Annotated in this window: 26 protein-coding genes; 6 read left to right on the top strand and 20 right to left on the bottom strand. The window is 63.3% G+C overall.

Annotated elements, in window-relative coordinates; all coding sequences use genetic code 11:
* Nucleotides 1–105: 105 nt before the first annotated feature.
* The 14 genes from arsK to CIT31_RS20735 form a co-directional block, all read right to left on the bottom strand.
* A complete protein-coding gene (gene arsK, locus CIT31_RS20800; RefSeq protein ID WP_095520147.1) occupies nucleotides 106–1,338 on the bottom strand; it encodes an arsenite efflux MFS transporter ArsK in 1,233 nt (410 codons plus the stop codon).
* Nucleotides 1,335–2,765 carry an NAD(P)-binding domain-containing protein gene (locus CIT31_RS20795; protein WP_095520146.1) on the bottom strand — a complete coding sequence of 477 codons (1,431 nt, stop codon included), beginning with the start codon at nucleotides 2,763–2,765 and terminating at the stop codon, nucleotides 1,335–1,337. Before CIT31_RS20795 ends, arsK begins: the two co-directional genes overlap by 4 nt.
* A 49-nt stretch (nucleotides 2,766–2,814) precedes the next feature.
* Complete coding sequence (locus CIT31_RS20790) at nucleotides 2,815–3,135, bottom strand: ArsR/SmtB family transcription factor (RefSeq protein ID WP_095520145.1); 321 nt, start codon at nucleotides 3,133–3,135, stop codon at nucleotides 2,815–2,817.
* A 75-nt stretch (nucleotides 3,136–3,210) separates the two neighbouring features.
* Nucleotides 3,211–3,630 (bottom strand): arsenate reductase (glutaredoxin), encoded by a 420-nt coding sequence (gene arsC, locus CIT31_RS20785; protein ID WP_095520144.1) that lies wholly within the window; start codon nucleotides 3,628–3,630, stop codon nucleotides 3,211–3,213.
* Between the two features lie 10 nt (nucleotides 3,631–3,640).
* Entirely contained in the window at nucleotides 3,641–4,315 is a 675-nt protein-coding gene (locus CIT31_RS20780) for an aquaporin (protein ID WP_095520143.1), read from the bottom strand.
* Nucleotides 4,316–4,320: 5 nt separating this feature from the next.
* Nucleotides 4,321–4,827, bottom strand: a complete 507-nt coding sequence (locus CIT31_RS20775) for an arsenate reductase ArsC (protein WP_095520142.1) — start codon at nucleotides 4,825–4,827, stop codon at nucleotides 4,321–4,323.
* A 16-nt stretch (nucleotides 4,828–4,843) separates the two neighbouring features.
* Entirely contained in the window at nucleotides 4,844–5,176 is a 333-nt protein-coding gene (locus CIT31_RS20770) for an ArsR/SmtB family transcription factor (protein WP_095485001.1), read from the bottom strand.
* Between the two features lie 18 nt (nucleotides 5,177–5,194).
* The gene (locus CIT31_RS20765; protein WP_095520141.1) at nucleotides 5,195–6,301 is read right to left on the bottom strand and encodes an energy transducer TonB; all 1,107 of its coding nucleotides are present in this window, start codon (nucleotides 6,299–6,301) and stop codon (nucleotides 5,195–5,197) included.
* The gene (gene exbD / locus CIT31_RS20760) at nucleotides 6,301–6,759 is read right to left on the bottom strand and encodes a TonB system transport protein ExbD (RefSeq protein ID WP_095520140.1); all 459 of its coding nucleotides are present in this window, start codon (nucleotides 6,757–6,759) and stop codon (nucleotides 6,301–6,303) included. Before exbD ends, CIT31_RS20765 begins: the two co-directional genes overlap by 1 nt.
* 15 nt (nucleotides 6,760–6,774) lie before the next feature.
* Nucleotides 6,775–7,710 carry a tonB-system energizer ExbB gene (gene exbB / locus CIT31_RS20755; RefSeq protein ID WP_095520194.1) on the bottom strand — a complete coding sequence of 312 codons (936 nt, stop codon included), beginning with the start codon at nucleotides 7,708–7,710 and terminating at the stop codon, nucleotides 6,775–6,777.
* A 28-nt stretch (nucleotides 7,711–7,738) separates the two neighbouring features.
* Nucleotides 7,739–7,945, bottom strand: coding sequence for a hypothetical protein (locus tag CIT31_RS20750; protein WP_245316410.1), 207 nt, complete (start codon nucleotides 7,943–7,945; stop codon nucleotides 7,739–7,741).
* Nucleotides 7,946–8,338: 393 nt separating this feature from the next.
* On the bottom strand, nucleotides 8,339–9,313 hold the full coding sequence (locus CIT31_RS20745; RefSeq protein ID WP_095520193.1) for an LLM class flavin-dependent oxidoreductase: 975 nt from the start codon (nucleotides 9,311–9,313) through the stop codon (nucleotides 8,339–8,341).
* A gap of 136 nt (nucleotides 9,314–9,449) precedes the next feature.
* Nucleotides 9,450–9,605, bottom strand: a complete 156-nt coding sequence (locus tag CIT31_RS20740; RefSeq protein WP_095520139.1) for a hypothetical protein — start codon at nucleotides 9,603–9,605, stop codon at nucleotides 9,450–9,452.
* Nucleotides 9,606–9,808: 203 nt separating this feature from the next.
* Complete coding sequence (locus CIT31_RS20735) at nucleotides 9,809–10,201, bottom strand: hypothetical protein (protein WP_065010246.1); 393 nt, start codon at nucleotides 10,199–10,201, stop codon at nucleotides 9,809–9,811.
* Nucleotides 10,202–10,490: 289 nt separating this feature from the next.
* Between CIT31_RS20735 and CIT31_RS20730 the strand changes: the two genes are divergently transcribed.
* Both CIT31_RS20730 and CIT31_RS20725 read left to right on the top strand, forming a co-directional pair.
* Complete coding sequence (locus CIT31_RS20730) at nucleotides 10,491–11,177, top strand: 3'-5' exonuclease (RefSeq protein WP_095520138.1); 687 nt, start codon at nucleotides 10,491–10,493, stop codon at nucleotides 11,175–11,177.
* A 34-nt stretch (nucleotides 11,178–11,211) separates the two neighbouring features.
* Nucleotides 11,212–12,609: a DUF294 nucleotidyltransferase-like domain-containing protein gene (locus tag CIT31_RS20725; RefSeq protein WP_165778513.1), complete on the top strand. Its 1,398-nt coding sequence runs from the start codon at nucleotides 11,212–11,214 to the stop codon at nucleotides 12,607–12,609.
* Between the two features lie 66 nt (nucleotides 12,610–12,675).
* Here the strand turns inward: CIT31_RS20725 and CIT31_RS20720 are convergent, their stop codons facing one another.
* Nucleotides 12,676–13,308, bottom strand: coding sequence for a hypothetical protein (locus CIT31_RS20720; RefSeq protein WP_065010247.1), 633 nt, complete (start codon nucleotides 13,306–13,308; stop codon nucleotides 12,676–12,678).
* 301 nt (nucleotides 13,309–13,609) lie between these two features.
* On the opposite strand from CIT31_RS20720, the gene CIT31_RS20715 reads away from it, so the two are divergent.
* The 4 genes from CIT31_RS20715 to CIT31_RS20700 all read left to right on the top strand — a co-directional run bounded on the left by CIT31_RS20715 (nucleotide 13,610) and on the right by CIT31_RS20700 (nucleotide 16,487).
* Complete coding sequence (locus CIT31_RS20715) at nucleotides 13,610–13,864, top strand: DUF4212 domain-containing protein (RefSeq protein ID WP_065010248.1); 255 nt, start codon at nucleotides 13,610–13,612, stop codon at nucleotides 13,862–13,864.
* Nucleotides 13,865–13,879: 15 nt separating this feature from the next.
* Nucleotides 13,880–15,745: a sodium:solute symporter family protein gene (locus CIT31_RS20710; RefSeq protein WP_095520136.1), complete on the top strand. Its 1,866-nt coding sequence runs from the start codon at nucleotides 13,880–13,882 to the stop codon at nucleotides 15,743–15,745.
* Nucleotides 15,746–15,853: 108 nt separating this feature from the next.
* Entirely contained in the window at nucleotides 15,854–16,162 is a 309-nt protein-coding gene (locus tag CIT31_RS20705) for a YggT family protein (RefSeq protein ID WP_095520135.1), read from the top strand.
* A 4-nt stretch (nucleotides 16,163–16,166) separates the two neighbouring features.
* A complete protein-coding gene (locus CIT31_RS20700; RefSeq protein WP_095520134.1) occupies nucleotides 16,167–16,487 on the top strand; it encodes a hypothetical protein in 321 nt (106 codons plus the stop codon).
* Nucleotides 16,488–16,507: 20 nt separating this feature from the next.
* On the opposite strand, the gene CIT31_RS20695 is transcribed toward CIT31_RS20700, so the two are convergent.
* From CIT31_RS20695 to CIT31_RS20675, 5 genes are all read right to left on the bottom strand, one after another.
* Entirely contained in the window at nucleotides 16,508–17,452 is a 945-nt protein-coding gene (locus CIT31_RS20695) for an ABC transporter permease (RefSeq protein WP_095520133.1), read from the bottom strand.
* Nucleotides 17,449–18,504 (bottom strand): ABC transporter permease, encoded by a 1,056-nt coding sequence (locus tag CIT31_RS20690; RefSeq protein ID WP_029349211.1) that lies wholly within the window; start codon nucleotides 18,502–18,504, stop codon nucleotides 17,449–17,451. The genes CIT31_RS20695 and CIT31_RS20690 overlap by 4 nt, the downstream gene beginning before the upstream one ends.
* Nucleotides 18,504–19,994, bottom strand: coding sequence for an ABC transporter ATP-binding protein (locus CIT31_RS20685; protein ID WP_095520132.1), 1,491 nt, complete (start codon nucleotides 19,992–19,994; stop codon nucleotides 18,504–18,506). The genes CIT31_RS20690 and CIT31_RS20685 overlap by 1 nt, the downstream gene beginning before the upstream one ends.
* 233 nt (nucleotides 19,995–20,227) lie before the next feature.
* On the bottom strand, nucleotides 20,228–21,259 hold the full coding sequence (locus CIT31_RS20680; RefSeq protein ID WP_095520131.1) for a BMP family protein: 1,032 nt from the start codon (nucleotides 21,257–21,259) through the stop codon (nucleotides 20,228–20,230).
* A 117-nt stretch (nucleotides 21,260–21,376) separates the two neighbouring features.
* Nucleotides 21,377–21,691 carry a hypothetical protein gene (locus tag CIT31_RS20675; protein WP_133116194.1) on the bottom strand — a complete coding sequence of 105 codons (315 nt, stop codon included), beginning with the start codon at nucleotides 21,689–21,691 and terminating at the stop codon, nucleotides 21,377–21,379.
* Between the last annotated feature and the right edge of the window lie 71 nt (nucleotides 21,692–21,762).

Below are 21,762 nucleotides of genomic sequence, written 5' to 3'. Positions count from 1 at the left end.
GTCTCGACTCTCCTTGGGGAGAGGGCTTATCAACCGCATCACAGCCCGTCGAGCGCCCATGGCCGACCGCTCGCTGTTGCGCACAGCTGTACGCTGCACGCGACGTCAGTTCGCCGAGGTAAGCATCACGCGATCATGCGCGAGAGGCTGCCGCCTGATCAGGATGATTGCCGAGAAAGCCAGTATGCCGAGCATTCCGACCGCAGCGGTCAACCAGAGCGATGGTTGGACGCCGATGCCTGCCATCGCCATGGCAAGGGCAAAGGGCGCAAGCGCTGAAGAAAACTGACGCGCGGCCGTCACCCAGCCGAGCCGGGCGCCGTAGCGCTCCCGCCCGAACAGTTCCAGGGGCAGCGTGCCGCCGACGATGCTGGCGAGGCCCGAGCCCAATCCAAACAGGATGACGAAGGCCATGGCGCCGAGCAGCGATGGTGTCATCGCCAGCAGGACGACAAGGCCGAGCGGCAGCAATGTCGCGCCGACCACCGCGAGCCAGTTCTGTGCCAGCCGGCCGCCGAACAGCATGTTGATCAACCGGCTCGCCACCTGCGAGGGCCCGAAAAGCGTGGTTACGACGAGCCCGGCGGAGCCAAGCCCGAGCGCCGTCGTCAGCGGCACCATGTGAACGAGAATCGAGGACAGCACGAACCCCTCGATCGCGAAGCCGCCAAGCATGAGCAGAAACACTCTGCTGCGGTCGCGTGGCGTGAAGGCACGGCCTGCCGGCGCGACGGCCGCAGGTGTCGGTGAGGCGCTTTCGTCTGTCCGACGCGACAGCCGTGCCAGCCAGGCATGGATGGGCAGGCAGATGGCGACATTGATGCCGGCAAAGACCAAATAGACCTCGCGCCAGGTCAGGTGTTCGTGCAGCGCAGCCGTCGACGGCCAGAACAGGGTGGAGGCGAAGCCGGCAATCAGCGTCAGATGGGTGATGCTGCGCTGCGCCCTGGCTCCGCCGATCTGGACGATCGCGACGAAAGCGGCGCTGTAAAGCACGAAGGCGGACGCCAGCTCCATCGCCACCAGAGCCAGCACAAAGCTCACCCGGCCGGGTGCTAGCGCGCAAGCGACAAGCGCTGCTGCGGCAGCAAGCGAACCAAAGGTCATCACCCGGCCGGCGCCGAAACGATCGGCCCAGCGCCCGGCTGTCGGTGCAAACAGGCCACCCACCAGCAGCGACGCCGACAGGGCGCCGAAAACCCATTGTTCCGGCCAGGCGAATTCGAGCGCGATCGACGGCACCAGGATACTGAAGCTGTAATAGAGCGTGCCATAGCCGATGATCTGCGTCAGCCCCAACGCCCAGAGCGCGGCAGCCGGGATCTTCCGGTCGCTCATCGAGCGGCGATCTCGAGATCGCCGCTGCGCACTGCTGCGATCGCTTGCGTGCTGCCGCAGCCGCAGCCTGACTTGCCGCTCGCCTTCGCCTTGGCGTCGTCGACACAACAGGCATCGACAGCAGCCGGCGCCGGCCCGCCGCAGCAACCCTGGGACGCGCCTGAAAGTGACGCCGGCACAGTGCAGACGCCGGTCTCGGGCAACACCAGCTGCACGGCATCGGCCGCAGCCATGTCGCCGGCGAGCGCCGCGGCGACCGAGCGGACCTGCTCATAGCCGGTCAGCAGCAGGAACGTCGGCGCCCGGCCGTAGCTTTTGACGCCGACCGTGTAGAAATCGGGCTCGGGGTGGCTGAGCTCGCGATGACCATGCGGCGGGACATCGCCGCAGGAATGTTCATTGGGGTCGATGAGCGGCCCCAGCGCCTTGACGCCTTCGAGCCACGGATCAAGGTCCAGCCGAAGCTCGCGGGTCAAGGTGAGATCAGGGCGCTGACCGGTCGCGGCGATAATCCTGTCGACGGGGCCGAGCGTGCGCAATCCGTCTTTTGTCTGGCCTTCGACAACCAGGCGGCCGTCGACCTCGCGAATGGCAACCGTGGCAAAGCCCGTCACCAGCCGCACGCGGCCGCTCTCAGCGAGATGCCGGACATCCGAACCGAGTTCGCCCCGCGCCGGCAAGGCGTCGGCATCGCCGCCGCCGTAGATGCGGACAAGGTCGGTGCCGCGCGTCACCCATAGTGCCGAGGTGCCCGGTTCGGTTTGCGCAAGCTCCGCCAATTCGAGCAAGGCATTGGCAGCGGAATGGCCGGCGCCCACGACCAATGTCGTGCGGCCTGCATAGAGATGACGGTCCCGTCCGAGGACATCCGGTATGCCGTAGGCAATGCGGTTTCCAAATTCCTTCTCACCTTCGGCCGGCAAGCCGCCCGCACCGAGCGGGTTCGGCGTTTGCCAGGTGCCGGACGCATCGATGACGGCACGGGCGCTGTCCCGGCGCGTGCCCTCGGCGGTTTCGACCAGAAGCAGGAACGGCCGCGTCTCCCGAGCCTTGCTCAAGACCTTGTCGGCTCCCCACCGGGAAATGGCGACAATGCGGGCATTAGTCTCGATCGACGGCGCCAGTTCGGAAAGCTTTGCGAGCGGCGCGAGATACTGGTCGACGATCTCGCCAGCCGTGGGGAACGCCTCCGGCTCCGGCATCTGCCAGCCGTGGCTCTCGAGAAGTTTTCGGGCGACCGCATCGACACAATAGCGCCACGGCGTGAAAACCCGCACATGACCCCAATCCAGAAGGTTCGACCCGACCGCGGAACCAGCCTCGTAAACCTTGACCGAAAGGCCGCGGCTGACAAGTTGGGCGGCAGCCGCCAGGCCGACCGGTCCGCCGCCAATGATGGCGACCGGGAGATTGCTGTTGGGAACCATGATGCACCTTCTATGCTTCTAGGATTATAGAAATATAGGCCAAAAAGAGTTACGCAGCAGCCTCGCCGACAGCCGGGCCGCATACGGCATCGGCACAACATTCATCGGCAAGAAAGCCGAGGAGATCGTTCATGACAGGGTAATTGGCACGGCAGATCAGCGTCGTTGCCTGGCGTTCCTGGGTGACCAGGCCGGTCAGGATAAGCCGGTGGAGATGATGCGACAGGGTCGACGCAGCGATGCCGAGGGCTTCCTGCAGATAACCGACCGGTCGTCCGGTTTCGCCTGCCCTCACCAGTGTGCGATAAAGCTTCAGCCGCGTCGGATTGCCGAGCGCCTCGAGCTGTTTTGCTGCTTGTTCGAGTTTCATGGAAATACGCTAGCTCCTGCTGTCGCGTGTCGTCAAGTTCTATTTCCAAGATTATCGAAGAACTGGATTATACCTTCAGACGCGCCGCCCCGATGCATCGATCACCACTTCGCCATCTTCCTTGGTGAACGGCCCGATATCCGGCTTGGGCAGGATATCGAGAACGGCTTCGGACGGCCGAGCAAGCATGGTGCCGAGCGGCGTCACCACGATCGGCCGGTTGATCAGGATCGGATGCGCCAGCATGAAATCGACAATCTCGTCGTCGGTCCATTTGGGATCGCCGAGATTGAGCTCGGCGTACGGCGTACCCTTCTCGCGCAGCAACTCGCGCGGCGTCATTCCCGTCGCCTTGATCAGCTCGACCAGCCGTTCGCGCGACGGCGGGTTCTTCAGATACTCGATCACATTAGGCTCTTCGCCGGACTGCCGGATGATGGCGAGCGTGTTGCGCGAGGTGCCGCAGTCGGGGTTGTGGTAGATGGTGATGGTCATTTCGCGGCTCTCATCTGTCTGATGGTTTGGGCTCGCTGAACAGCCATCCTGCCAAGGCCATGGCAAGCAGCGCACCCAGCAGCTCGGCGACGACGAACGCCGGCAGGTCAACAGGACGGATGCCCGCGAACGTGTTTGAAACCGCTCGCGCAATGGCGACCGCCGGATTGGCGAACGACGTCGATGCGGTGAACCAATAGGCCGCGGTGATGTAGAGGCCGACCAGCCAGGGAATCGCATCCGAACGGAAGCGAAGTCCCGCCAGAATGGTGAAGACCAGGCCGAAGGCGGCCACCAACTCCGCGAGCCATTGTCCGTTTCCGGTCCGCACGGTTTGCGAGATCTGTAGAATCGGCAGTTCGAACATGGCGTGCGCCAGCAGCGTCCCGGCAACGCCGCCGACAAGCTGGGCGATGACATAGGCTAAAGCTGCGGTTGCGTTGATTTCGCGCCTGAGGGCAAAAACCAGCGTCACCGCCGGATTGAAATGCGCCCCGGAAATTGGCCCCAGTATGGTGATCAGCACCACCAGGATCGCTCCAGTCGGCAACGTGTTGCCGAGCAAGGTGAGACCCACATCGTCCGTTAAGCGATCCGCCATGATCCCGGACCCGACGACCGTCGCGACGAGCATTGCCGTGCCGAGCGCTTCCGCGACAATGCGACGGGACAGGTCAGCCGCCATGATGCTTAGTCGGCCTTGGCAAGATTGCGGCCGATTTCATCCAGCCGTTTCTGCAGGGCGAGCTTGTCGATCGTGTTCATCGGCAGGCTGACGAAGATCGAGATCCGATTGTTGAGCATGCGGTAGGCTTCGGCAAACGCCAGATGTTTTTCGGCGTCGGTGCCTTCCACGGCGGCCGGGTCGGGCACGCCCCAGTGCGCCGTCATCGGCTGTCCCGGCCACACCGGGCAGGATTCATTGGCCGCGTTGTCGCAGACGGTGAAAACGAAATTCATCTCGGGCGCGCCGGGAGCCGCGAATTCCTGCCAGTCCTTCGAACGGGCGAAGGAGGTGTCGTGGTTGAGGGTTTTCAAAAGCTGGAGCGCGTAGGGATGGACCTCTCCCTTCGGGTGCGATCCGGCCGAATAAGCCCTGAACTTGCCGGCGCCGACACGGTTCAAAATCGCTTCGGCAAGGATCGACCTCGCCGAATTGCCGGTGCAGAGAAAAAGCACATTGTATGGCTCGCTCATGGCGCAGTCCTCCCTTCTAACAGTTGCAAGTCACCGCCTGGATGACCGGCTGGCAGAGCTCCGGCGCGCCGTTGCAGCAATCCTCCATGAGATAGGCAAGCAAGTCGCGAAAACCGGTCATGTCGGCGACGTAGCGGATTGTCCGGCCATCGCGCTCGGCGCGGACCAGACCGGCATGGTCGAGGACTTTCAGATGCGCCGACATGGTGTTCTGCACCGTACCGAGGCGCGAGGCGATCTCGCCGGCAGGCACGCCGTCTGCGCCCGCCCGGACCAGCAGGCGAAAAACCTCGAGCCTGGTGTCCTGGCCAAGCGCTGCCAATGCGAGAAGAGCGGTGTTCTTGTCCATGTATCCTAGAATCCGGAATTATGGATGTATATGCCGGGCATGTGACGACCAGATGACGATTGATGGTCGAAAATCGTCGCCGGGTTGCGGGCTGCAATTGTCCGCATCCGGCAAAGGCAACTTCGAACCGGAAAGCGGCAAATGGCTTTCGGTTGTGCGGCCTAACTCCCGCAGGCTGAACGTCAAGGGTACATCGACACGCGAGCTAACGCCTTCCGGCGGCGCCGGCACCGTAGCTCCCTGCAGCAGGTCGACTACACCGCGGTCCAGATCAGGGTCCCCGGAGGAACGAGTGATGCGAACGGACGTCACTCGGCCGGAGCCGGCCACCATGAAGGAGACCCTCACAGTTCCTTCCGAGTGGCGGTCTTTCGCGGCCTTCGGATAGCGCTTGTGCCGATTGATCCACCTTGTCAGTTGCGAGTTCCACTTCTTGGAGTCCCCGCGGGACGCCGAGGCCGCCTTGGCCGATTTCGGTGCGGCCGCTCTGGCTGCGGGCTTCGCAGCGAGACTGGCCGCTGTCTGGGGCGGTGCGGCTTTCTCTTTTTTCGGGCGCTGTTTAGCCTCTTTCACGGGCTTCTCCGCCTTGGCCTCGGCCGGCTCCTTGGCCTTTGCCTGCTTCTTTGTCTTGGCCTCGACGGGTGCCTCGACCGGTTTCGGCTGCGGCAGCGGGATGACCACTTCCGGCGTGACGGCCTCGGCAACGTCCGGCACCTCCTCGAGCGGCGGCTGGTCGACCCGTTCCGCCATGGTCGGCGGGGTGGGCTCGACTGTGTCGGCCGGAGCGGTTTCCGACGCCTCGGTGACCGGCTCTGCCTGCTCGACGGGCGATTCGGGCGGAGGCTCCGTTTCGGCTACGGGCTCCTCGGCCGGATCCGGCTGATCGGGCGCCACCTCGTCCGGTATCGGGGCCGGCATGGCTGGCGTGAACGCCATCGGCGACAACTCGATCACCTGCGCCTGCGGCGGCCCGCCATCGGGCTCGGCCGGGCGCCAGCTCTGCATCGCATAGCCGATCGCGGCATGCGCCACCAGAACCAGCGCAGCCGCGGCCGCCCACCAGGCAATCTCGCGCACACCGAAACGCCGCTGATCGGCCATCGGCAGGGCGGCCGCCGGCGACATTATTGGCCCGTTCCGACTTGCGGCGCCGCGGCTTCGCCGGGCGCGGTCTCGAGGCCGACCAGCGCGATCTTCAGATAACCGGCGCCCCGCAGAAGGTTCATCGCCTCCATCAGATCGCCATAGCCGACCGCCTTGTCGGCGCGCAGGAAGATGCGCGTCTGCCTGTCGCCTTTTGTCCTGCCGACGAGCGTGGCGGCGAAGGCTTCGCGCGGCACGGTGTCATTGCCGATCGCCAGGCTGAGATCGTTTTTCAGCGTCAGGAACAGCGGCGTCTCCGGCCGGGGAGCCGGCGTCGCGGTCGAGCCCGGCAGGTCGACATTGACATCCACCGTCGCCAGCGGCGCCGCGACCATGAAGATGATCAGCAGGACCAGGATCACGTCGATGAACGGCGTGACGTTGATCTCGTGGTTTTCCGCGAGATCGCCGTCGATGTTCTCTCGAATTCTAGCTGCCATGGCGTCGCTCCGAGTTCATTCCGCGGCCATCTGCTTTGCCGGCGCGACCGTGCGGAAATCCAGATCCCGGCTGACCAGCCGTTCGACCCCTGCCGATGCATCGGCAAGGATCTGCCTGTAGCCGGCTATCGAGCGTGCAAAGACGTTGTAGATGACCACCGCCGGGATCGCCGCGACAAGGCCCATCGCGGTGGCCAGCAGGGCTTCTGCAATGCCCGGCGCAACGACGGCGAGATTGGTGGTCTGCGCCTGCGAGATGCCGATGAAGGCGTTCATGATGCCCCAGACCGTGCCGAAAAGGCCGACGAAGGGCGCGGTCGAGCCGATCGTCGCCAAAACGCCGGTGCCGCGCGACATGCGCCGCGCCGCCGCCGCCTCGATGCGCGACAGGCGCGAGGTGACCCGCTCCTTCAATCCGTCGCCGGACACATGGTCGAGCGAGCCGGCCGAAAGCGCGGTCTCTTCCTCTGCCGCCCGCACCAGCAGGGCGCCGGGACCGCCATTGTGGCCAAGCGCGCGCCCGGCCTGGTTCAGCGTCGCGGCATTGCCGATCGCTTGTGCCGCGCGGCGGGCGCGCAGCTTGCCGCCAAGGATCTCCAGAGATTTGGCCAGCCATATCGTCCAGGTGACGAAGGACGCAAAAGCCAGCCCGATCATCACCGCTTTCACGACGATGTCGGCCGCCATGAACATCCCCCATGGCGACAGATCATGCGGCAGGGTCAAAGACGTCGCCGTCGAAGGACCAGTCTCGATAGGCGTGGTCTCGGTGGGCGTTGTCACGTTGGGCTGCATCGCCGGTGGCGCGGCCGCGCCTGGCACAGCCTGCCCAGGCGCGGGAGCCGGCGCCTCGATCGCCGGGGCGGCGGCCGGTTGCTCCTGGGCGGCAGTGCCGCCGGCCGACAGGATGACGGATGCGAGCAACGCCGCGAACAAACCATGTCTGGACAAGGGCTTCTTCCTTATTCTCACAGTGGCCTCATTGCACATAGCCGATGGGCTGGCCGGTGACGGGGTGCGCAAACACGCCCATCTCGACACCGAAAATTCCCTTGAGCACGTCGCCCTGCATGATCTGGTCCGGCGTGCCGCGCGTCAGCAGCCTGCCGTCCTTCAGCGCGATCGAGCAGCGTCCGCTCGCCGACGGCGAACCGCACCGCTTCGACATGGAAGGCAGTCTGGGCATGAATTCCAGCCACGGTCTCGGCCCCTCTTGGCTTCGCGCGCGCATTTCGAAATCCGATTTTCGGCGCCGATGCTCGTTGACTATGAAACATGAGTTTACTAGTCAACAATGATGATGGCTTTTTGAAACGACAAAATGTCGTGACGCCTCGGATTTGCGTCGAAATTCGAAAATGTGGAGCGCGCCGAGATGGTCGTTGGTTCAGGTCGCGGCTGAACTCAAGACGGGGTGACTGCGCGCCGAAACCTCCTGATCGCCGCGATGTCGGGGCCGGTGCTGCTTGGCGGCGGCCACGCCGCCGCGCAAGAAACGACCACCACTCTCGACCCGGGGTCGAGCTCGGCGCCGGAAGCTTCAACCGCTATGAAGGAAAGTTCGACTTCAGCGGGGCTGTCAACGCAGACAAGTCGCTGCTGTTCCGCCGGCGCGTGCTTCCCGAATCACCCGAGGCGCAAACGCCTCGGGCTGAGGGACATCGGCTTCGCGACGCGCCAGAGTGTTGCGCAGCAGCGCAATCGTTTCGCGGCCAGCCATTGCGATCTCGCGCGGCCTGTCGATGCCGACGATCATGAATTCCTCGATTCCGAGGGCCGCATAAGGAAGCAGCGACAACGCGATCTGCGCCGGCGGTCCAGCAATTTCTACGGCCTTTTGGCAGGAGACAGCGGCATTGTCCTCCGAACGGATCCGGACGGGAAGCGCGAAACGCAGCTTGTGGGCCCGACCGTGTTCGGCGGCGGCACTGCGCACCCGCTCCATCAGCTGGCGGATCTCGTTGAGCGAACCTGGCGCCAGTTCGAAGACATCGGCATGCCGCCCGGCCACCTTGAGTGCCGTTCCGGACTGGCCGCCCATGCGGAGGGTCACGTCAGCGACAGTCGGCCCCTTGCGCGGCACATAGCCGCCCTTGACGCTGTAGAAGGCGCCTTCATGATCGAACGGCCTGTCGTTCGACCACAACCGCTTCAGCAGCGCCAGATATTCGTCGATCCGCTGCCAGACGACCGTATGACCGACCGGACGTGTTTCGGCATCGTCATCGTTCAGCGGCTCGCTGAGCATCCTGAGCGACAACCGCGCGCCGCTTTTCGCGTCGAGCGCCGCCAGTTGCCGTGCCGCCACCGTCGGCTCGATCACACCGGTCCAATGCGTGAGAACGACCTCGAGTGAGGACGTGCGGTCCAGCGCCCGGGCGGCAATATCCATATTGGTCAGCAGCCCGGCCGGATCGTCGACGACGATCTTCTGGAAACCGATGTTCTCGATCAGCGACAGCTTTGTCGCGGTTTCCGCGAAATCGTAGAAAAACGGCACGGTTGAATCGGCGGGGTGAGTTTTACCGGGAACATGCGTGAACTCGATCGGCATTGCCATCTCCTCCATCACGTTGGGATCACTGGGCGCGCAAAAGCGCACCTGAATTCGGTTCATTCAACTCCGGTATTCTGAAAGCGGCAGGTCGCTACCTGATTTATTCAGAGCCCGATGACTCGGGACTGCATGGTCAAGGTATGAGGCCCAGAACGACTGCCCCGGTGAACACGAACGCAAGGGCAAAGACGAGATAGGCAAAGGCGCCCGAATAGGCCGGCCGCCAGGTCTGGTCAGAACCGAGCCTTTGGCCTTTGCGGGCAGTCCGGGCGTTCCGGAAATAAAACATATCGACCTCCGTCTCGGCGGTTAATCTATAAAAATACTAGACTTTGTCGAGTGCTATTTTCCAGCGATACTTGGAATTTTTTTCTCAAACCGGATGACAATTTGGTTTGTTTGCTGCTTAGCGCGGCGCTTTCCGGGCCGATGCCCGATGGCAAAACGCCAGGCTCGTGCGGGCGGAGGGACAGGGATGGGCGGAGCGGCCGCCTATTTGGCGGGCGGCCTGTAAGCTTCCAGGCCGAACAGCATCAGCACGAGCGACACCAGGAAGAACCCAACCGCCACGCCAAGCGCGATCTTGGCGTAGAGTTTATAAACGTCGCCCATGATGGTGCCGAACACCCGTCGCGCCGGACCATCGGCTGGGCGCGATTTCTCATCGAGGTAGAGCCAGACTTCGGTGTGCTTGGGATTCTTGCTGGCTGCGGTCATAGCTTTCCACATCAGTGCCAGAACCATGGTCAGCGTGAGGAACGCGCCGGAGCGAAATGCGGATACCGGGTTGAAGGAGAAGCCGACCATGACACAGCCGATGGCAAGCGATCCGAACATTACGGCGCGCCCGATGCACTCCACAGCAATCCGCCTGATCTCATCCATCGGCTGCCTCGGCAACAAACTCGCCGACAGTGCGCGAGCGCTGCGACCGTATCAAATCACTTTAAGGCGAATGTGCCGCCTGGACGGGTGGTCCTCCGGGATTCAGTATGGCCATGCGGGCGCGCAGCTCCAGGCCGACCGGGGCATCTTTGCGAACGCCACAGCATGAAATTCGGCCATCGACGCGGCCCGCCGGCGCGCTCTATGCTGCAGGGCAAGCAGGATCGACCTTTCCGGCATCAACAGGGCGCTGTCTCGGCAGAAATCCGGCAGAGGAAGGCTATCGGCTATGCCGAAGGGGACGGAATTGAAGCCGGCGACCGGCGCGACACCGCTGATAGCAATAGCGGCTGCCGCTGTTGACACCGAAACAACCGGGCCCGATGCCACCAAGGCGCGCGTGGTCCAGATTGGCGCGATCGGCATCGCGCATGGCAAGGTCGTCCGGCAACCTCGGTTCGATCTCCTCATCGATCCTGACGAAGCAATCCCGTCCGAGGCTTCGCTCGTCCACGGCATCACGGATGGCGATGTTAACGGCGCCGGGAGCTTTCCGGATGCATGGGGGCAATTCCAGAAGTTCGTCGGCGACCGCATCCTCGTCGGCCACTCGATCGGCTTCGACCTGGCGGTATTGGAGCGCGAATGCCGACGCGCCAGTTTGCCCTGGAAAAAGCCTCGGGCGCTGTGCGTCCGGCTTCTTGCAACCATAGCAAATCCCAATCTGGCGGACCATTCGCTGGAGACGATCGCCGCCTGGCTTCGCCTGGAGATAGCTGGCCGCCATTCGGCTCTGGGCGATGCGATCGCGGCGGGAGACATCTTTGCCGGGTTGATACCGGAGTTGCGCAAGCGCAACATCCGAACACTCGGAGAGGCCGAAGTCGCCTGCCTTGCCCTTTCGGATGCTCTCGAAGCCGGCCATCGCGCCGGCTGGGCCATCGCGACCCCAGGCTCCCGCGTTTCAGCCGGTTGATCCCTATGCCTATCGCCATCGCGTCGGCAGCCTCATGAGCAGCCCGCCAGTCGTGGTGAAATCGACCAAACCGACAAGGCAGGTCATCGACCTCATGGTCAAGCGCAAGATCAGCTCGGTCCTGGTGTCCGACCGAGGAACGCCGGATCGACCGATTGAGGAGTATGGCATCGTTACCGAGCGTGACCTGCTGCGCCGCATATCGTCCGACGCCGAGCGGGCTTTTGACATGCCGGTCGGAAGCATCGCAACGCGACCGCTGATAAGCATCCGCGCCGCCGCCTTCGCTTATCGGGCGATCGGCCGCATGGATCGGCTGAAAGTCCGCCATCTCGCCGTTCACGACGGGGGCGTGTTGGTCGGCGTGCTTTCGGCGCGTGACCTGCTGAGGCTGCGCGCCGCCGCTGCCATCGATCTCGACGACACGATCGAACATGCCAAGGACGCCGCCGAACTGGCCGCCACCTGGTCGATGCTGCCGGGCGTGGTACGTTCGCTCATCGGCGAAGCGATCGACCCGCGCGCGGTGGCGGAAATCATCAGCGATGAACTTTGCTCGCTTACCCGCCGCGCCGCCGTGCTTGCCGAACAACAGATGCAGATCGAAGGTCACGGCCCGCCGCCCTGCGCCTACGCCGTGCTCGTGCTCGGCTCAGGCGGCCGTGGCGAAAGCCTGATAGCCCCCGACCAGGACAACGCAATCGTCTTCGCAGATGGCGAGCCGGGCGGGGCCGAAGACAGCTGGTTTAAAAAGCTCGGCACCAAGCTCGCCGACATGCTCGACATCTCAGGCGTGCCGTATTGCAAAGGCGGGGTAATGGCCGCGAACGCCGCATTCCGCGGAAGCCTCGACATCTGGAAGGGGCGCGTCGAAGATTGGGTTCGCCGCCTACGGCCGGAGGATCTGCTCAACGTCGATATCGTCTACGATCTGCGGCCGGTTCACGGTGACACGACGCTGGCCGCGCAGTTCATCGAATATGCGTATGACCGTGGCCACGCCGAGCCGGTATTCGCGAAGCTTCTCGGCGAGCAGATGACAACCGGCAATCCCTTCACTGTTTTTGGCGGCTTTCAGCTTGAAAATGGCCGGCTGGACATCAAGAAGTATGGCCTTTTTCCTATCGTCGCGACCGCACGCACGCTTGCAATTCGCCACGGCATCCGCGAGCGGAGCACGCGTGCCCGGCTCGAGAGACTGATCGCGCAGGATATCGGCGGCGAGCGCGACATGAAGGCGATGCTGGCCGGCCATTCCATGCTGATCGGCTTGCTGCTCGCTCAGCAGACGCATGACATCTACGCTGGTATACCTGTATCCAACCGTATCGAGATCAATGCCCTGACGCGCGAGCAGCAGGCAGAGCTCAAGAGCCTCATCAAGCGCCTCCAGTCGGCACCCGACCTGGTGCGGGACCTGATGTTCGCATAGCCGGCGACGCTCGGACGGTGCGAGGCCGAACGGGGAGCCCTGGATATCGGCGCGCCGGAACAAAGCTCAGATGCGCGCGGCACCCAGCAACTCGTCGACGAGGGCGCTGCGGTCAGCCTGCGCAAGGAAATCCTCATGCGCGCGCAGCAGATTCATCCTCAGGAAGTTGAAGATATAGTCATAGTCGTTGGTCAGGAGATTGGGGTGGATCGGGACCATCTCGAAAACCGTTCGCGCCAGCGGCTCGGGGATTTCGCGCACCGGCCGCGGCGGACCGATCTGCGTGGCGGCGAGACGTTGACGTGTGAGCTCGGTGGCGTCCTCCCAGAAAGTCGGGGGCGAGCCGTCCGGAACGGCATATTTGGAGAAGCTTGCCAAGGCCACTTTTTCCAGCGCCGCTGGCAGGCCTCGCTGGCGCAAGCCGGCGGGCTCGCGCAGCGCACCCTCCACCATTTCCGCCACGATGGCATAGCAGGCAGGGTAGGCGCGCCAGCGTGAATGGTTGAGCGCCGCCTGGAACTCCTTCTCGCTGAACAGCTTCTGCCAGTAGACCCCTGCCCTGACGCGGCAGAACTCGACGATGCTTTTCTGCGCCAGGAAGGCGGCGCGCGAATCCATGAAGTCAGCCAGGTCGCTGACGCTGCCGATCGGGTGCGGCTTACGCAGGAACTCGGGCAACAGGTTGGTCAGCAGGCCCATGACGCTCTCCCTTCGGTTTTGTTTCCAACCGATGTTGATCGTTTAGCCTCCGCGACGCCGCACCGCCAGCCCTCTTACCGATTCAAGTCCTCTCACCGGTTCTCCAGTCCTCTCACCGATTCTAAAGTCGTATGAACAGAAGCGGCAAGAAGTGTTACTCCTATAAAGTTACGGTCACTGATTCTATACCTGACCGCTACACATGCCGGAGGGCTTCCGCCTTAGCGGAAGAGGCAAGCTTTAAACGGCGCCTTGCGGTCGAAACGGTTCGCAAGCTGCCAACCAAGGGAGGTTCAACGCTATGGCGACACCAGACCGCGTAAGTTATTGGAACAAGACCAAGAGCCTCATGTTCGTCATGCTGGGCCTGTGGGTGTTCTTCGGTTACGTCATCCACATGTTCGTGGAGCAACTCAACACCATCGTCATTTTTGGTTTTCCGCTCGGCTTCTACATGGCCGCCCAGGGTTCGCTTATCGCCTTCGTCGTCATGCTGTTCTGGTTCGCACGGCGCCAGAACGCGATCGACGAAGAGCATCATGTCAATGAAGATTGATCGGGGGGAACGTCAATGGCTAACACAACATCTACCACCGCAAGCGGAGGCGACTTCACCTCCAATCTTGGCCGCATCTACGGCCTCTACACCGGCGGCTTCATAGCCTTCATCATCCTGATGGCCATCTTGAGCGCCATGGGTGTCGAAAATGTTGTAATCGGCTACCTGTTCATGGGCTTTACCATCGTCATCTACGCGGTGATCGGCGTCCTGAGCCGCACCATGCATGTCGGCGAATACTACGTCGCCGGGCGTCGCGTACCGGCGCTCTACAACGGCATGGCGACGGGCGCCGACTGGATGTCGGCGGCTTCCTTCATCGGCATGGCCGGCTCGCTCTACCTGCTTGGCTATGACGGCCTCGGTTTCGTGCTCGGCTGGACTGGCGGCTACGTGCTCGTGGCCATCCTCGTTGCGCCCTATCTGCGCAAGTTCGGCGCCTACACGGTTCCCGACTTCCTGTCGGCGCGCTACGGCGGCAATCTCGCCCGCTTCATCGGCGTGATCGTTCTGTTCTCATGCTCGTTTACCTATGTGGTCGCGCAGATTTTCGGCACCGGATTGATCTCGGCTCGCTTCCTTGGCATCGACTTCAACGTAGCAGTCTATGTCGGCCTCGCCGGCATTCTGGTGTGCTCGATGCTCGGCGGCATGCGCGCCGTCACCTGGACCCAGGTCGCCCAGTACATCGTGCTGATCATCGCCTACCTGATCCCCGCCATCTGGATGTCCACGGTGAAGACGGGCATTCCTATCCCGCAATTGATGCAGGGCCAGGCGCTGGCGAACATCACCGCGCTTGAGACGGCGCAGGGCATCGCGGTGCATCACATCACGCCATTCGTGCATGGCGGCTATGACGCCAAGAACTACTTCCTGCTCATTCTCTGCCTGATGGTCGGAACAGCGTCATTGCCGCACGTCCTGATGCGCTACTTCACCACCCCGTCGGTGCGGGAAGCGCGTGTCTCGGTCGCCTGGTCGCTGCTGTTCATCTTCATCCTGTACTTCACCGCGCCCGCCTATGCGGCATTCGCCAAGTGGACGATGCTCGACCTGGTGGCGTCGGGCCTGACGCCTGAAAACATCGCCGAGAAAGCCGGATGGATGATGCGCTGGGCCGCTGCCGACAATACGCTCGTGCAGATCTGCGGCAAGGCGGCGACAGACACCGCGGCGATCGTCGCGGCCTGCGCCGAAAAGGGCGTCACGACCCTTTCGTTTGCCGACATCAACCTCAACGCCGACATGATCGTGCTGGCCACGCCGGAAATGGCCGGCATGCCTTATGTCATCTCGGGCCTCGTCGCCGCCGGCGGCCTTGCCGCCGCGCTGTCGACTGCGGACGGCCTGCTGCTGGCCATCGCCAACGCGCTCAGCCACGACATCTACTACAAGATGATCGACCAGAATGCGCCTACGTCGCGGCGTCTGATCGTGTCCCGCATCTTGCTGGTTATGGTCGCGGTGCTGGCCGCCTACGTCGCGTCAACCAAGCCGTCGGACATCCTGTCGATGGTGTCGTGGGCGTTCTCTCTTGCCGCCGGCGGGCTCTTCCCGGCGCTGGTGCTCGGCGTCTGGTGGAAGCGGGCCAATTCGACCGGCGCTGTCGCCGGCATGATCGCAGGCTTCGGCATTACCCTCTTCTATCTGGTGATGACCCAGTACGGCGCCGATTTCGACAAGGCGACGCCGAACATGGAATTGTGGTGGGGGGTGAAAAACATCTCGTCGGCGACTTTTGGACTGCCGGTGGGCTTCGCCGTGATGATCATTGTCAGCCTTCTCACCAGGGCGCCGTCACGGGATATGCAGGATTTCATCGAGGAAATCCGTGTCCCTCGCGGCAAGCAGATGATGGAAGAAAAGATTGCCTGATTGCGCATAGTGATCGGCGCAAGAGGCGGGGTCCGGTGACGGACCCCGCTTTCATTTCGGGGACGTCGCTGGCATAACGCGGCGCCGCCGCCGCTTGGAAAATCGCCCATGAACGATTTCTGGTCCTATTGGTATTTCCACATACCGAATTTCATCCTCGCCGCGGTGATGTACACGCTGATGGGGCGTCTCCTGCTCGGCCTCTTCGTGCCCGAAAGCTGGGACAACTACATCTGGCGCTTCTTCAAGTCCGTCACGGACCCGGTCCTGCGGATCGTGCGGACCGTCACGCCGTCGATCCTGACCCAGCCGGTGGTGATCGTCTTCAGCGTGCTCTGGCTTATGGCCTTGCGCGTCGGCTATCTCGTTTTTCTGATCAATTTCGGCATTGCGCCGATGGCTTCACAAGGGGGTTGAGGCAATGGACAGAAACGCTCTTGTGCCGGTCATGGCGGTCGCCATCGTCAACGGTATCTTTTCGCCGTGGGTGCTGTTGGTGTTCCTGTTCTATCCGGTCTGGTATCCGGGCTGGGCGCCTCCCTTAAGCCAGATCGTTTACATGGCAAGTGCGCTGATCCTGTCGACGATGACCATCATGCTCGCCGGCGTCCCGGCCGCGCTCTATGAGCGCTGGTCGGCGTACCCCAGGAGCATCGTCGTCTCGTCCATCTGGCTTGCCGGCACGGTTTTGTTGACGCTGCCGGCGCTGCCGAATGTGATGCGGGCGCTAAGCGGCGGCTGAGAATTTCCCGCCCCAGCCTGTCAGCGTTCTTCCCTGCGGAACGGCTTGAGCAGCGCCGAAGGCGCGACGGCATTGCGCGACATCACCGCCATGGCGACGATGGTGAAGATGAAGGGCAGCATCAGGAACGCCTCATAGGGGATGTGGCCGAGCCCGCTCGCCTGCATGCGCAGTTGCAAGGCATCGACGAAGGCGAATAGCAGGGCGGCCCCTGCCGAACGCCAGGGGTCCCAGCGACCGAAGACGACGAGCGCTATCGCCACCCAGCCACGTCCGGAGACAAGGCCGAAGGTGAAAGCGTTGAACTGCACCATCGACAGGAAAGCCCCGGCCAGCCCCATCAGGGCGCCGCCGAGGATCACCGCCTGGAAGCGCGTGGCGATAACGCCGACGCCGGCCGAATCGGCGGCGCGCGGATTTTCACCGACCATGCGCACGGACAGGCCCCACGGCGTCCGGTAGAGCACGAAGGCGGCCAGGGGAACGGCTGCCATCGCCATGTAGACCAGCGAAAACTGGTTGAACACCGCCGGTCCGAGCACCGGGATGTCGGAGAGAACAGGGATCGGCAGCGTCTCGAAACTCTTGATGCTGGGCGGCACCGATTGCTGGCCGAAGATCAGCCGGTAAAGGAAATAGGCGAGGCCCGACGAGAACAGCGTCACGCCGATGCCGCAAACATGCTGGCTGAGGCCGAGCGCCACCGTGAACAGCGCATGCACGGCACTCATCAGCGCACCGGTGACAACTGCCGCAAGCACGCCGAGCCACAGGCTGCCGCTGAGGCTGGTCGCGGTGAAGCCGGTCATCGCCGACAACAGCATGATGCCTTCGATCCCTAGATTGAGCACGCCGGCGCGCTCGGAGAACATCTCGCCCAATGTTGCGAAAGCCAGCGGCGTGGCAATCCGGATGATGGCGGCCAGGAAGCCGACCTGAAAAATCTGTTCGAGCACGACGCTCATTTTGCTGTCCCCACGCGGCGGATGCGGTAGGCGGTGAACAGCAGCGCCACCAACATGGCGAGCAGCGCGGTTCCCTGGATGACATCGCTGAGAAAGGCCGGAACGCCGGTGGCTCGCGACATCGCCTCAGCGCCGGTCATGACGGCGGCGAGGAAGAGCGCCGCCGGCACCACGCCGAGCGGGTTGAGCCTCGCCAGCATGGCGACTACGATGCCGGAATAGCCATAGCCCGGCGAGATGTCGCTCATCACCTGGAAATGCACGCCGCCGACCTCGCCGACGCCGGCAAGCCCGGCCAGCGCGCCGGACAGCAGCGCCGTCGAGATCAGCACGCGCTCGACATGGATGCCGCCATAGCGCGCAGCTTCTGGATTTTCGCCGATGACCCTGATCCTGAAGCCGAGCGTCGTGCGCGCGATCAGGAACCAGATGACCGGCGCAGCAAGGAACGCTGCCACAACGCCGAGATGCAGCCGCGTCCCTTCGAGCAGCACCGGGAAATTCGCGGAATCCTCGATCGGCGGCGAGATCGGGTAGCCGCTGAATGTGTCTTTCCACGGGCCCTCGATCAGCGCCATCAAGGCGTAGAAGATGACCGAGTTGAGCAGCAGCGAGCTGACCACGTCATCAACACTAAATTTGACGCGCAGCGTCGCCGGCACCAAGGCGACTGCGGCACCGGCGGCAGCGCCTGCCGCCGCCATGAGAAGCATGGCGAGCGGCCCCGGCATCGGGATGGCGCCGACCGCGCAGCTCGCCACCGCACCGGCCAGCAACTGCCCCTCGGCGCCGATGTTCCAGAATTTGGCACGGAAGGCGACGGCGACGGCCAGCCCGGTAAAGATCATCGGGGTCGCGCGCACCAGCGTTTCGGTGATGGCGTAGCTGTCGCCCAGCGACGCCGAGAACATCACACCATAGGCTTCGATGACGCCGGCACCGGCCAGCGCGATGAGGCCGCTGCACAGCACCAGCGTTGCTCCGATCGCCAGCAGTGGCAGAGCGAGATTGAACCAGCCGGGCGTGCTGGTGCGGGCTTCGAGGCGAAACATCAGGCTGTCCCCTCCGCCCCGGTCATCATCAGGCCGAGCCGCGCAATGGTGGCGTCGGCGCTGTCGAGCGTGCCGACGATCCGTCCCTCATACATCACCGCGATGCGGTCGCAGAGCATGAGCAGCTCTTCGAGATCCTCGCCGAGGACGATGATGCCGCAGCCCCCGCCACGCATGTCGAGGAACTTTTCGTGGATGAAGCGCGCCGCACCGATGTCGAGACCGCGCGTCGGCTGCGACACGATCAGCACCTTGGGGTCGAAGGCGAGCTCGCGCGCCAGCAGCGCCTTTTGCAGATTGCCACCGGACAGCGCTCCGGCCCGCGTCATCGGTCCGGGGCAGCGTATGTCATAGGCCTTGATCTGAGCTTCGGCGAAGGCGCGGATCGCATCCGGCCTGAGCAGGCCGTTGCGGCTGAACGCCCCCGTGCCGATGCGCGGCAGCACCATCGAATCCGCCAGCGGCAAATTGGTGACCAGACCGGTCGTCATCCGGTCTTCCGGGATGCGCCCGAGACCGAGCGCTTGCACCTCGCGCGGCGAGAACCGCGAGACCATTTTGCCGGCTATCGTCATCCGGCCGGCATCGGGCGCGCGAACGCCTGAGATCACCTCGGCAAGCGCCCGCTGGCCATTGCCCGCGACACCGGCAATGCCGAGGATCTCGCCGGCACGCACGAAGAGCGACACGTCGCGGAGCGCCATGCCGGAATGCCGCGACGTCGAGATGCCGTCGAGGGTCAGCACCGGGGCACCTGGCGTCGATGGTCCCCTGGCCGGCGGAACGATTTCGTGGCCGCACATCAGCCTCGCCATCTCCGAGGATGTCGTGCTTGCGGGGGTATCGACGCGCCCGGTCACGCGGCCATGCCGCAGCACCACGCAGCGATGGGTGAGCGCCCTAACCTCGTTGAGCTTATGCGAGATGAAGATGATGCCGAGGCCCTGGGCCGCCATCGAGCGCAGCGCCGAAAACAACCCATCGACCTCTGTCGGCGCCAGCACCGCCGTCGGCTCGTCTAGGATCAGCAGCCTTGCACCGCGAAACAACGCCTTGACGATTTCGAGCCGCTGCTGCTCGCCGATCGACAGCACCGAGACGGGAAGGTCCGGATCGAGCGTGAGTCCATGCTGCCGGCCGATCTCGTTGAGCCGCGCCAGCCCGCCGGCGCGGTCGATCCGGCCCGACTTTCCGGGGATGCCGATCAGCAGGTTTTCCAGCACCGAAAGCCGCGGTGCGAGATGAAAGTGCTGGTGCACCATGCCGATGCCGGCGGCAAGCGCGTCGGCCGAGCTGTTGATCGTCACCGGCCGGCCCTGAACCAGGATCTCGCCGGCGTCGGGCGCATAGGCGCCGAACAGCACGTTCATCAGCGTCGTCTTGCCGGCGCCGTTTTCACCCAGCAGCCCGAGAATCTCACCCGGCGCGACGCTGAGATCGACGGCTTCGTTTGCCTTGACGGAGCCGAAGCTCTTGGAGATGCCGCGCATTTCGATGAGTGGGGCAGGCGTCGGCACGGATACTCCTGATGAGAGATGGCGCCGATAGCCCTCCCCCTTGAGGGGGGTACCGAGCGAAGCGAGGTGGGAGGGGTCACCTCAACTGCCTCGACCTTTACACCGATAAGGTCTCGACCTTAACACCGATAAGGATGGAGCGCGTCACAGCGGGCCCCACCCGGCCCTTCGGGCCACCCTCCCCTCAAGGGGGAGGGCTGCGCCGCTCAATCCGAAACCGGCGTGTCCTCGTCGACGTTGACGCGGAAATTGCCGTCGAGGATCTCGGCCTTCTTCTTCTCGACCAGCTCCTTGACGTCGGCGGGCAGCGTCTTGTCGAACTTGTGATAGGGCGCCAGGAAGGAGCCGCCCTTGGCCATGCGCGAGAAATCGCCGTAATCCTGCGCGGTGAAGACGCCGGCCTTAACCAGTTTGATCGCGTGCTCGACCGTCGGGTACATGTCCCACACCGGGCCGGTGATCACTGTATCCGGGCCGAGGTTGGACTGGTCGGACATATTGGAGATGGCGAGGATCTTCCTCTCGACCGCCGCTTCGATGACGCCGAAACGTTCGGCATAGATCACGTCGACGCCGGCGTCGATCTGGGCGATAGCCGCTTCCTTGGCCTTTGGCGGGTCGAAGAAAGAGCCGATGAAAGCGACCTTCCTCTTGATGTTAGGATTGACTTCCCGGGCGCCGGCAAAGAAGGCATTGACCAGCCGGTTCACTTCCGGAATGCCCATCGCCGCGACGGCGCCGATCGTGCCTGATTTCGACATCTTTCCGGCGATCAGGCCGGAGAGATAGGCCGGCTCGTGGATCCAGTTGTCGAAGACTGCGAAATTCGGCTCAGCCGGCCCGGCGCCGGAGCCGAACAGAAAGGCGACCTTCGGAAATTGCTTGGCCGTGCGGCGGGATTCGCGCTCGGCGGCAAAAGCGTCGCCGAGAACCAACTCATAGCCGCCTTGCGCGTATTCGCGCATGACACGGCTGAAGTCGGCCGTCTGCACCTTCTCCGACCATTTGTATTCGATGCCGAGTTCCTTCTCGGCCCTCTGCAGGGCGACATGGATCTGGTGGACCCATGGCTCCTCGGTCGGCGTGGCGAAGATCGCCGCCACCTTCAGCTTCTTGTCCTGCGCCAAGGCACTGCCCGGCAGCATCACTGCCGCCAGGCCAAACGCGCCGAGCTCCAGGACGCTGCGTCGCGAAAGTCCTTCGCGTTTCAATTGGATTTTGCTCTTCCCATTTTCCATTGCATGCCCCTCTGTTCGACAGCCATGTCGAGCCGACTGTTCGGAAAAAATAACAAGACAGGGAACTATGGAACGACGCCGGACCTTTGTCCACATGGTCAAATTTGGGGTAGCATCTCAGTTTGAAATTTGACGCGACTGAACGTGTAGCCAAAGGACGTAAGGCTCTATCTGAAGCCTTCGCGCTGTTGACAGGATGCTTTCCCACGTTTTTTGCGGTTCACAGCCATTTGCGATCATGCTCGGCGCGTTGTGAAAGGCGTCCGCAAGCATCCGTGCCTTTTCCGGTTTGTCAGTCCCTCGAATTTCGACGAGAACGTAATGCAAAATTATGAGGATTGTATCGTTGGTAATGGGCTGAGGATCGCTCAATTCAAGCAGCCTTCTTGCAAGGGCCACGCTCTCCGGCTTAGGCGCAACGGCATCCATCATTTCGCAAAGATCTCCCATTGACCAGAGCGCCTTTTGCATATCGGGTTAACGAGATAGGCGGCTCCGGAGCT

The sequence above is a fragment of the Mesorhizobium wenxiniae genome, from assembly GCF_002284535.1.
GTDB classification, from domain to species: domain Bacteria; phylum Pseudomonadota; class Alphaproteobacteria; order Rhizobiales; family Rhizobiaceae; genus Mesorhizobium; species Mesorhizobium wenxiniae.
The sequence above is the reverse complement of the archived record's forward strand: the minus strand, read 5'-3'. Positions and strand labels throughout refer to the sequence as shown.

Coding starts and splice junctions, on each gene's coding strand:
- CIT31_RS20715 (WP_065010248.1), top strand. CDS start 13,610: ATGGCGACACCAGACCGCGTAAGTTATTGGAACAAGACCAAGAGCCTC.
- CIT31_RS20680 (WP_095520131.1), bottom strand. CDS start 21,259: ATGGAAAATGGGAAGAGCAAAATCCAATTGAAACGCGAAGGACTTTCG.
- CIT31_RS20705 (WP_095520135.1), top strand. CDS start 15,854: ATGAACGATTTCTGGTCCTATTGGTATTTCCACATACCGAATTTCATC.
- CIT31_RS20740 (WP_095520139.1), bottom strand. CDS start 9,605: ATGTTTTATTTCCGGAACGCCCGGACTGCCCGCAAAGGCCAAAGGCTC.
- CIT31_RS20775 (WP_095520142.1), bottom strand. CDS start 4,827: ATGAGCGAGCCATACAATGTGCTTTTTCTCTGCACCGGCAATTCGGCG.
- CIT31_RS20735 (WP_065010246.1), bottom strand. CDS start 10,201: ATGGATGAGATCAGGCGGATTGCTGTGGAGTGCATCGGGCGCGCCGTA.
- CIT31_RS20795 (WP_095520146.1), bottom strand. CDS start 2,765: ATGGTTCCCAACAGCAATCTCCCGGTCGCCATCATTGGCGGCGGACCG.
- CIT31_RS20690 (WP_029349211.1), bottom strand. CDS start 18,504: ATGTTTCGCCTCGAAGCCCGCACCAGCACGCCCGGCTGGTTCAATCTC.
- CIT31_RS20675 (WP_133116194.1), bottom strand. CDS start 21,691: ATGATGGATGCCGTTGCGCCTAAGCCGGAGAGCGTGGCCCTTGCAAGA.
- CIT31_RS20745 (WP_095520193.1), bottom strand. CDS start 9,313: ATGCCGATCGAGTTCACGCATGTTCCCGGTAAAACTCACCCCGCCGAT.
- CIT31_RS20770 (WP_095485001.1), bottom strand. CDS start 5,176: ATGGACAAGAACACCGCTCTTCTCGCATTGGCAGCGCTTGGCCAGGAC.
- arsK (WP_095520147.1), bottom strand. CDS start 1,338: ATGAGCGACCGGAAGATCCCGGCTGCCGCGCTCTGGGCGTTGGGGCTG.
- CIT31_RS20780 (WP_095520143.1), bottom strand. CDS start 4,315: ATGGCGGCTGACCTGTCCCGTCGCATTGTCGCGGAAGCGCTCGGCACG.
- exbD (WP_095520140.1), bottom strand. CDS start 6,759: ATGGCAGCTAGAATTCGAGAGAACATCGACGGCGATCTCGCGGAAAAC.
- CIT31_RS20710 (WP_095520136.1), top strand. CDS start 13,880: ATGGCTAACACAACATCTACCACCGCAAGCGGAGGCGACTTCACCTCC.
- CIT31_RS20685 (WP_095520132.1), bottom strand. CDS start 19,994: ATGCGCGGCATCTCCAAGAGCTTCGGCTCCGTCAAGGCAAACGAAGCC.
- CIT31_RS20765 (WP_095520141.1), bottom strand. CDS start 6,301: ATGTCGCCGGCGGCCGCCCTGCCGATGGCCGATCAGCGGCGTTTCGGT.
- CIT31_RS20790 (WP_095520145.1), bottom strand. CDS start 3,135: ATGAAACTCGAACAAGCAGCAAAACAGCTCGAGGCGCTCGGCAATCCG.
- CIT31_RS20695 (WP_095520133.1), bottom strand. CDS start 17,452: ATGAGCGTCGTGCTCGAACAGATTTTTCAGGTCGGCTTCCTGGCCGCC.
- CIT31_RS20725 (WP_165778513.1), top strand. CDS start 11,212: ATGAGCAGCCCGCCAGTCGTGGTGAAATCGACCAAACCGACAAGGCAG.
- arsC (WP_095520144.1), bottom strand. CDS start 3,630: ATGACCATCACCATCTACCACAACCCCGACTGCGGCACCTCGCGCAAC.
- CIT31_RS20750 (WP_245316410.1), bottom strand. CDS start 7,945: ATGCCCAGACTGCCTTCCATGTCGAAGCGGTGCGGTTCGCCGTCGGCG.
- CIT31_RS20730 (WP_095520138.1), top strand. CDS start 10,491: ATGCCGAAGGGGACGGAATTGAAGCCGGCGACCGGCGCGACACCGCTG.
- CIT31_RS20720 (WP_065010247.1), bottom strand. CDS start 13,308: ATGGGCCTGCTGACCAACCTGTTGCCCGAGTTCCTGCGTAAGCCGCAC.
- CIT31_RS20700 (WP_095520134.1), top strand. CDS start 16,167: ATGGACAGAAACGCTCTTGTGCCGGTCATGGCGGTCGCCATCGTCAAC.